Consider the following 8,699-nt stretch of genomic DNA (forward strand, 5'->3'; position numbering starts at 1 on the left):
GGGGAGGGGGAGAGGTAGTGTTCCGCGAATTCGGCGGCGGCGACCGGTGAGGTCCGGAGGCGGTCCAGGCGAACGTCCTGCAGGCGCCGGGCGAACGGGTCGGCGAGCTCGACGTTGACCATCCGTAAAAGTTTCGCCGATGCTTCCTGTGCCAGCCAGGCCCGGCCCTGGCACACCTCGGAGTAGGCGTCCAGCGGGCGTTCGTCCGCGTCGTGCAGGGCTGCCACCACCGCGAGCGCGAGTGTCTCGCCGTCAACGATGGCGAGCCCGGCGCCCTTGGCCGCCGCCGGTGGTACCCGGCGCGCGGCGTCCCCGGCCAGTACGAGGCGCCCGAAGCGCATCGGTTCGTAGAAGACCGAGTCCATCGTGATGACGTTCGGCGGCTCCAGCAGCGGCCCTTCCGCCAGTTCCCAGTCGGCGTCCACGGCGAGCCGGGCGTGCAGTTCCGCCCAGATCCGCCCGGCCGGCCAGGCCGCGGCGTCGGCGGTGGCCTCCACCTGTAGGTAGAAGCGGCTTGTCCGGTGGTCGCGCAGCATGTGGCCGGCGAACCCCCGGGGACTGACCCCATAAATGATCTTATCGGTGGACGGGGCGACCGCGGCCAGGACCGCGAGCCAGGCCCATGCGCTGTCGCGCTGCCGGATGGAGCGTAACGCGCCCTCGGGGATCGATCCTCGGGAAACACCATGATGGCCGTCGCAGCCCGCGATGAAACGGCTTTCCACCACCTGCCGCTGCCCGCCGGCCGTGACGAAGGAGACGGCGGGGTGGTCGGAGGCCAGCGCGCCCAACATCACGTCAGTGACGCCGAACTCGATGACGCCACCCGCGGCAAGGTAGGCGGCAACCAGGTCGGCGACAAGCTTCTGCTGCGGGTAGACAACGTGGTGGCGTCCGCCCGCATGGCGAGCATACTCGACGACAAACGCTCTGCGACGATGTCGGAACTCACAGTCGTGGTGCGGCACACCTTCGGCTCGCAGGCCGTCGGCGAGCCCGTTGCGCTCCAGGGCGTCCACCGCCGCCGGCCCGAGCAGCCCGGCGCGTGGACGGCTTTCCACCCTGGCCCGGCTGGCGGCCTCGAGCACGAGCGTGTCGATACCCCGACGAGCCAGCACGACCGCGGCCACCAGGCCCGCGACACCCGCGCCAATCACAACAACGCCCACCCGGCGAGGACGCGGCCGGGAGGCGGGCGCGTCCGGCTGGCGCACACCACGCCCGTCCGGCACGGACCCCGACGCGGACCGCGTCATGGCGAGCGCCTCCCCGGGGAGCATCGGCACGATTCCTGATCATCCGTCACGCTGCCCTGATCACGTGACTGACCTGGAAGGACCGATCCGGACGAGGCACTGCCAGAGTACGACGTCACATTCCGACACGCGTCAGAAGGCCGACAACTCGGCATCAACCAATCGGACAATTTTCGTAAAAAGAGCAGAGTACCGCCAATGGGCAGCCTTGATCGCTACTTAACGTAGCAGTATTGCTCACTATCTGTACTCGAAGGCTCCTGGTCGACCGTCTGTCGCCGCTATGGCGTATTGTCATCCTCCGCATCCCGCAAGTCACGGAAAGCGGCACGTCAGTCGGGCGACCGAAGGCCACAAGCCAGCCGGTCGCACCCGGCGCCGCCCCGGCCGGCGAAGGAGGATGGGGTAGAAGAGCCGGTTATGACACTTCATACAACTACTTGGGGTAGTTGTGAGGGACTAGTGTTTACTAGCGCCATCCGTATGAACTAGTCTCGCGCCGACGTCACGACGCACCGGGCCGAACTGCCGAATCCTGCCCACGGTCCCGGTGTTCCCTCCGAGTCGTCACCAGGGCAGGAGCGGGGGACCCATCCTCCACCGGACGGCATCGAACCGCGGTGTCGCCCTCGGGGTGAAGTGTGCAGCGCGATGGTCGCGCGACCCACCGGGCAGCCCAGCCCGAACCCGACAGCTCACCTCGCAGGCGAACGGGAAGGATCACAACCTTGTCTGCGCATGATGTGCAGCCTGATCCAGCAGTACGATCGCGTTCGTCGCAGGCGGCTGCGCCGTCGTCCCGCCAGCACCCGATCGACCGGCACGTCGACCGTCCGGCACGCGGCCGGCATCGCGCGCCCGCGCCGCAGCCCGGAACGGGCCGCTCGCGAGCCCGGGCCGCTGTCGCCGTGGTGACCACCGGTACCGTCGCGGTGTCCGGTGTCGCCCTGGCCGGATGCGCCACGGCCGACTCGAACTCCGACGATGCCTCCGTCACCTCGCCGATAACGCTTGGATCACAGTTCGGCAGCCAGGCGTCACTGGCCAACCTGCGCACCTCGACCATCAATCCGCTGTCCACGGGTGGTTCCGGATCGGTCACCAGCCAGGTACTCAACCAGACCGACCTGCATCCCAAGAACGGCGTCGTGCTCAAAGTCACGAATCCGGACGTCTCCGTGAAGGCCGACCAGCCGGTGGAGATGGGGTTCTCCCTCGAGGACGCGGTCACCCACGCACCGCTGGTCAATCAGCTTGTCAAGGTCCAGGTGAAGCTGCCGGAGGGATGGGCCACCTTCAAGCACCTCTACACCAACGAGCAGGGCTTCACCAGCTACACCGCGAAGGTTCTCACCACCACGCAGATCACTGCGATTTTCGACGGGACCGACGCCCTGCGCTCGACACGGTCGACGAACGTCGGCACGTTGACCGTGATTCCCAACACCCCGCCCGTGCAGCGCTCTCCCCAGATCACTGGCCTCGATGCCCCGACCATGAGCAACGCCATCTCGGGCGCGCTCGCGGCCGCCAGCTCGCTGGGTGAACGGGCGGTGTATCTCGCGGCCCAGCAGGCCGGGAAGCCCTACGTCTATGGCGCTGAGGGCCCCTACACGTTCGACTGCTCAGGACTGGTCCAGTACGTCTTCAAGCAGCTGGGACGCAACATCCCCCGCACCGCCGAGGGACAGTACGAGGCGACCACCAGGATATCGCAGTACAACAAGCAGCCAGGTGACCTGATTTTCTACGGCGCACCAGGTAACATCTACCACGTCGGTATTTATGCGGGCGATGGTAAGATGTGGGTGGCACCCAAGTCAGGTGATGTCGTCTCGCTGAGGGCCATCTATACCACGTCATATTCCGTCGGCCGGGTTTTCTGAGCGAACCGGTCAGCCCGCGTCCACATCCGGCTGTCAGTACGCGGCTTCGCGTAGTGGCAACCAATATACTGTAGAAACAATTCACAGGCGGGTTCCCGCGCGGCCTCCCCCTCCGATTGTGCGTGAACCTTGCCGCCAGGTCGATCTTGTCGACGTCGACACCGGCCTGGCGGCGCTCCGCGGCATCCCGCGATGATGACTTCCGCTGGTTGGACCGAGCCAACCCCCCCAGCTCGGAAAGCCCGGCGGAACAAGAGGCTTCCGTCGGCCGGTCGTACTGGACCCCCCCCACAGTCCGGCCGGTCGGCGGGAGCCGCCCTCTCCCACCGACCGGATGCGCGGCCGAGGCTGGAACCTCATCAGACGCCTTCTCCGCGGGCCTCCCAACCCCGGATGCCCGCTCCTACGCCTTGGGCTTCCTGGAGAAGTCCCACAGGCTGCGCGTGACCTGCTTGTCCCACGTCCCGTCGACATGCTGGACATGGGTTCCCGACGGGCAGTTCGGGACCTGCCCGACCGGCCCCACCACCGCGACGGCGGCGAACTTCAGGTTGTTGTCAGGCGCCCCGCAGGCAATCGTGAGGGCGGCCCGCCCACCTTCGCCAAGACCCCAGATGTAGATCTTGGACTGGTCGATCTTCGACCGCTTCTCCGACACGTAGCGCACGACGTCACGCAGGTACTGCACGTCCGCGCCCCGGGGGTCGTCCAACCTCCATTCGCCGTCCACGGCTTCCGGGTAGACCACGGCGAAGTGCTGCCGGTCGGCAAGCGTCGAGGCTTCGGTGATCTTTTCGATCGCAGCCGCGTCGCTGTTGTTGTCATGCAGGACGAGGACCAGCGGCAGGGGCTTGCCGGGGTCGGCGTCGGCATGAACGGCGAGCTCGCGTTCGGCGGAGGCGTACCCCGCCGGTATCTTCGCCCGCTCGGTATCCGGGCTACCCGAGCGAGACACGTAGATCCAGGCGACCACGAGCACGGCACCGATGATCAGCACCCGCTTGCGGTTCTTGGCCCATAGCTGTTTCCCGGCTTTCAGCGGATTCGACACCACGAGACAACCGAACCACACCAGGAGCCGTCGATTCGGCAGATTCGCCTCGCGTCGCGGGCAAGTCGGGGCCACCCGGAGTGCGCTGTCTCACACCCAGTCAGCTTGCGATACCGATTGACTACTAAAAGTAGTCAAACAGGCATGTCCGGTACGGCAACCACGGCACGGCTCGTTCGTTGACGTGGTGTATCCACCAGAATCTCGACAACATCGGATTGCGGGGCATACGGCTGCCGGAACAGGGGTGAGGCCGAAGTGGACAGTGGTCAGGAACTCGACCATCGACTGATCAAGATTGAACACGAGCTGTCGGTGTTCGGCCGGCGCGCCGAACGCTTCCGGATGGCCATCGCCGGCGAGTCCGGGACGGTTCTGGACCGCTCCGCCTACCTGCTGCTCAGCCACATCCACGAACACGGCGCCGTACGGCTGACCACCCTGGGCACGGTGTTCGCCCTGGACATCTCCACGGTGAGCCGCCAGATCGCCGCGCTTGTCACGGCCGGGCTGGTGGAACGCGCCACCGATCCCAGCGACCGGCGGGCGACGCTGGTGAGACTCAGCACCCGCGGCCAGCAACGCTACCTCGCCACCCGCTCCGCACGGGTAGAAAAAATCAATACCCTGGTACGCACCTGGGACCAGGAGGAACTCGGTGTCTTCGGCGCGCTGCTGAGCCGGCTGAACGTGGCGATCGCCGAACACGACCGCGCCCATCTGCCGCCGCAGCACGACGAGCCGTGTCCCGCACCCGCCACCCCGCCGGCCGTCAGGACGGACTGACGGCCGACGGCCGGGCACCGGGCGACAGGCCGCTCCCCCCGCGTCCGGGCGCAGGCCCCCCGGCTGCTTCCCGCGCCCACCGAAGGTTCCCCGCGGCCGCCCGGCCCCGGGTCAGGCATGGACGTCCAGGGCGTGCAGGCGTGCCTGGCGCAGCACCTCCGTCTCCGGCGGGCCGGCCAGTTCCGGCAGCCAGCCATGCACCCAGGACAACAGCAGGTCGGCCAGGGCCGGGTTCTGCGCGAGGACCGGACCGTGCAGGTAGGTACCGATCACACGGCCGTCCACGACACCGTCGGTGTGGTCCGGGGTACCGTTACCGACCCCCTTGCGCACGATCCCGAGCGGCCGGCCGTGCCCGTTGGGCAGTGCCCGGGTACGTCCCCCGTGGTTCTCGTAGCCGAGCAGCAACGGCAGCTCGAGCTCGGGGACGGGCTCGACGACGATGTCACCGACCGCGCGTGGCGGCACCGGCTGCTCGAACGAGCGTCGCGTCTCCACGTCCACCAGGCCCAGGCCGTCGTGGATACGGCCCTCACCGGCGGGGAAGGACGCACCGATCACCTGGTATCCGGCGCACACCGCGAGCACGGCCGCGCCCTGGGCCACCGCGTGCGCGATCGCGCTGTTGCGGCGCAGCCCCTCGGCGGCCAGCACCTGCGGCTCGTCCTCACCGCCGCCGAGCAGATAGATGTCGCAGCCGGCCGGCACCGGCTCCCCGGCCGGGACGCCGATCACCTCGGCCGGCAGGCCACGCCAGCGCAGCCGCTGCGCCAGCACGGTCGCGTTGCCGCCGTCGCCGTACGTCCCGAGCAGCTCCGGGTAGATCAGGGCGATCCGGGTCGCCGACTCCCGGCTCATGCCGCGGCCCCGGTCATGTCACCGTGGATGGTCACCTTTTTGGTCACCTTTTTGGTCAACTGTTCGTCCTCACCGGGGCGACCCGCCCCAGGATGTCGCGGAAGGCGGTGTAGTTCGCGACCACATCGACGATCTTCTCGTCCAGAACCGCCGCCGCGCTCTCGGCATCGGGATGGACCGTGTGCGGGATCTCCGCGTATGCCAGCCGGACGCTCATGTCCTCCTTGCGCCCACCGGTGACCAGCACCCGCCGGCCCCGCAGCCGCTCGAACGGGACATCCCAGATCCACGACGGGTCACGCCCGTCAGCGGTCTGCGCGTTGAAGTCAACGATCACCGGCCGGGTGGGCGTGCTGTTGAGCAGCTCCATCATCTCCACCCAGCCGGCCGGGTTCTTCGCCAGCAGCAGCCGCCCGCGGGTACCGGAGTCGCCGAGCTCGACCTCCTGGTAGCGGCCCTGGACGTCCTCAAGGCCGGTCATCGCGGCCAGCGCCTGCTCGACCTCGACCCCGAAGAGCTTCGCCGCCGCGGCGGCCATCGCCGCATTGCCGAGGTTCACCCGGCCGGGCAGGTCGATCGACGCCGTGAGGTGACGGCCGAACCAGAGCAGCTCGTGCGGCCCGGTGACCGAGACAAGGGGCTCAGGCCGGGCCAGCCCGCAGCCGCACCACCAGCCCGTGGCGTTGCGGTGCAGCAGGCTGGCGCACTGCGGGCACACCATCGCGTCCGCCGTCCAGTTCTGGCCCGCCGACACCCAGACCTGGTTCGACCAGCCGGCGGCGGCCCAGGCCACCAGCGGGTCGTCGGCGTTGGCGATCGCGGTCGCGCCGGGCAGCTCGGCGCCGAGATCACGCCAGAGGCTCGCGATCCGCCGGGTCTCGTTCGACCGGTCGAGCTGGTCACGGCTGATGTTGAGCAGGATGACCGCGCGGGGCTGGATCTGCCTGGCCACCTTGGGCAGCCAGATCTCGTCCACCTCGAGCGCGGCGGCCGCGTCGTAGGGCGGCTTGGACAGGGCGGCCAGCACGCCCGCCGCCATGTTGGCGCCACCGCTGTTGCTGCGGACCGGGCCGAGCGTGCCCAGCGCGCGGGCCAGCAGCCGGGTGGTCGTGGTCTTGCCGTTGGTCCCGCTGACGCAGGCCACCAGCTGCCCGGCCGCGACCTCGGACAGGATCTCCGGGGAGACCCGCAGGGCAAGCTTGCCGCCGATCATCTCACCGGATCCGCGTCCCAGCTGGCGGGAAGCCGAGGACGCGAGTTTCTCCACAGCAAGGGCGGCACGGGTGCGGGCGGAGAACCGGCGCGGGAAGGGTGTGCTCATCGCCTCCCCAGCGTGCCACGGGCCGCCGCGCCGGTGACCGACACCCCGTCATACCCGTCCCATGTCGGTCCCGGACCAGCTCCAGAGCGGCCTCGGAACATCCTCCGGGCAGTGGCGAACAGGCGGGGTACGAGTGTGGTACGAGGTGTGATAAGACGTGCGCCGGACGGCTGTCCACCAGGCATGTCCGGCAAGGGCGCGCCCCATCGGGGCAGGTACGGCAAAGGCAGGCACGACAGGGGTGCGTCGCGGGCGGGACATCACTGTCCGGGCGGGACAGAGCAGGGTACGGCAGGGTGACGCGAGCGGACGGCCGTCATGGACCGAGCAGCCGGTCCGTAGGGACCGCTACCGCTGTGCCCCGTCGTGACAAGCGGCCCGGGCGGGGATGCGGCCCGGCCGGGGACCGCGGGCCGCCGGCGCCGGGCGGACGCTCGGAGCCAGTGGCCGCCGGGTGGGCACTCGGAGTTGGTATGGACGCGACACAAGACCGTGGGAGAACTCGGTGACCCAGAAAGCCAGCGCCATCGGCCGCATCCGCGGACGCTGGAGCGCGCATGAGATCGACCTCGACAACATCGACGACCTTGACATACTTGCGGAGCTGCTGCACGACATCTCCCCCGAGCTCGCCGTCGCCTTCGTCGAGGAGGATGACGAGTACCTGGGCATCGTGCGGGTGGAAGGCGACATCAGCGACCCACGGGTGTTCCTGTCCGACCACCGGGTGCTGTTCACCTCGGCCCTCGCCGACCGGCTCTTCGCCAGCGCGCTGCCACCGGTGGGCCGGCGTGGCCTCGACGACGACTCCGACGACACACCGGCCGGCGGACAGCCCGTCGGTGACCTCGACCTGCTCGCCGATCTCGGCACGGACGCCGACACGCTACTCGAACTGATCACGGAAGAGGGCCTCCTGCCGGCGGACGTGGTGACGGCGATCAGCGAGCGTGCCGGTTGCGCCGACATCCTGGACGAGATCGGGAGCTGACATGGGGGGCCTCCCCCACCCGGGCACGCCCGGCCTCGCCGCGCTGATGGGCGCCGCCCTGGCAGAGGCGCGGCGGGCCCTGACAACCGGGGACGTCCCGGTCGGCGCCGTGGTCGCCGACGCCGACGGAACGATCATCGGCCGGGGCCGCAACGCCCGCGAGGCCGAGCGGGACCCGACCGCCCACGCCGAGGTCGTGGCGCTGCGCGCCGCCGCGGCACATGCCGGCACCTGGCGGCTGCCCGGGACGACCCTGGTCGTCACCCTGGAGCCGTGCGCGATGTGCGCGGGCGCGCTGCTCCTGGCCCAGGTGGGCCGCCTCGTCTACGGCGCGTACGACCCCAAGGCAGGCGCCGCCGGCTCGCTGTGGGACACCGTCCGCGACCCACGCCTCCGCCACCGCGCCGAGGTGGTCACGGGCGTGCGGGAACAGGAGTGCGCGCGCCTGCTGGCGGACTTCTTCGCGGCCCGCCGGAACCGGCCGCCATCCTGATCACGAACCGAGCGGCACGGAACCACGATCCGGAAAACACGAACCGCGCCACCGTCC

Annotated in this window: 8 protein-coding genes and 1 riboswitch; of the genes, 4 read left to right on the plus strand and 4 right to left on the minus strand. The window is 69.3% G+C overall.

Going from position 1 to position 8,699, the window contains the following annotated elements; genetic code table 11:
• Positions 1-1,280 (minus strand): 4-hydroxybenzoate 3-monooxygenase (locus AC5LUJ_RS18650; RefSeq protein ID WP_493465380.1); only part of this gene is annotated, 1,280 nt, incomplete at its 3' end.
• A 523-nt stretch (positions 1,281-1,803) separates the two neighbouring features.
• Positions 1,804-1,979, plus strand: a riboswitch (cyclic di-AMP (ydaO/yuaA leader).
• A 188-nt stretch (positions 1,980-2,167) separates the two neighbouring features.
• Between AC5LUJ_RS18650 and AC5LUJ_RS18655 the strand changes: the two genes are divergently transcribed.
• On the plus strand, positions 2,168-3,142 hold the full coding sequence (locus AC5LUJ_RS18655; RefSeq protein ID WP_250281919.1) for a C40 family peptidase: 975 nt from the start codon (positions 2,168-2,170) through the stop codon (positions 3,140-3,142).
• Positions 3,143-3,545: 403 nt separating this feature from the next.
• Here AC5LUJ_RS18655 and AC5LUJ_RS18660 read toward each other — a convergent pair whose 3' ends face one another.
• On the minus strand, positions 3,546-4,196 hold the full coding sequence (locus tag AC5LUJ_RS18660; RefSeq protein WP_250281922.1) for a CE1 family esterase: 651 nt from the start codon (positions 4,194-4,196) through the stop codon (positions 3,546-3,548).
• Between the two features lie 255 nt (positions 4,197-4,451).
• Between AC5LUJ_RS18660 and AC5LUJ_RS18665 the strand changes: the two genes are divergently transcribed.
• On the plus strand, positions 4,452-4,979 hold the full coding sequence (locus AC5LUJ_RS18665) for a MarR family winged helix-turn-helix transcriptional regulator (protein ID WP_250281923.1): 528 nt from the start codon (positions 4,452-4,454) through the stop codon (positions 4,977-4,979).
• A 111-nt stretch (positions 4,980-5,090) separates the two neighbouring features.
• On the opposite strand, the gene AC5LUJ_RS18670 is transcribed toward AC5LUJ_RS18665, so the two are convergent.
• Positions 5,091-5,837, minus strand: a complete 747-nt coding sequence (locus AC5LUJ_RS18670; protein WP_250281925.1) for a type 1 glutamine amidotransferase — start codon at positions 5,835-5,837, stop codon at positions 5,091-5,093.
• A gap of 55 nt (positions 5,838-5,892) precedes the next feature.
• On the minus strand, positions 5,893-7,158 hold the full coding sequence (locus AC5LUJ_RS18675) for a MurT ligase domain-containing protein (RefSeq protein ID WP_250292884.1): 1,266 nt from the start codon (positions 7,156-7,158) through the stop codon (positions 5,893-5,895).
• 505 nt (positions 7,159-7,663) lie between these two features.
• Between AC5LUJ_RS18675 and AC5LUJ_RS18680 the strand changes: the two genes are divergently transcribed.
• Together AC5LUJ_RS18680 and tadA are read left to right on the plus strand one after the other, a co-directional pair.
• Complete coding sequence (locus tag AC5LUJ_RS18680; protein ID WP_250292887.1) at positions 7,664-8,149, plus strand: tRNA adenosine deaminase-associated protein; 486 nt, start codon at positions 7,664-7,666, stop codon at positions 8,147-8,149.
• Position 8,150: 1 nt separating this feature from the next.
• A complete protein-coding gene (gene tadA, locus AC5LUJ_RS18685; RefSeq protein WP_250281928.1) occupies positions 8,151-8,642 on the plus strand; it encodes a tRNA adenosine(34) deaminase TadA in 492 nt (163 codons plus the stop codon).
• Positions 8,643-8,699: the final 57 nt, after the last annotated feature.

Source organism: Protofrankia sp. CiP1_Cm_nod3 (assembly GCF_982290655.1).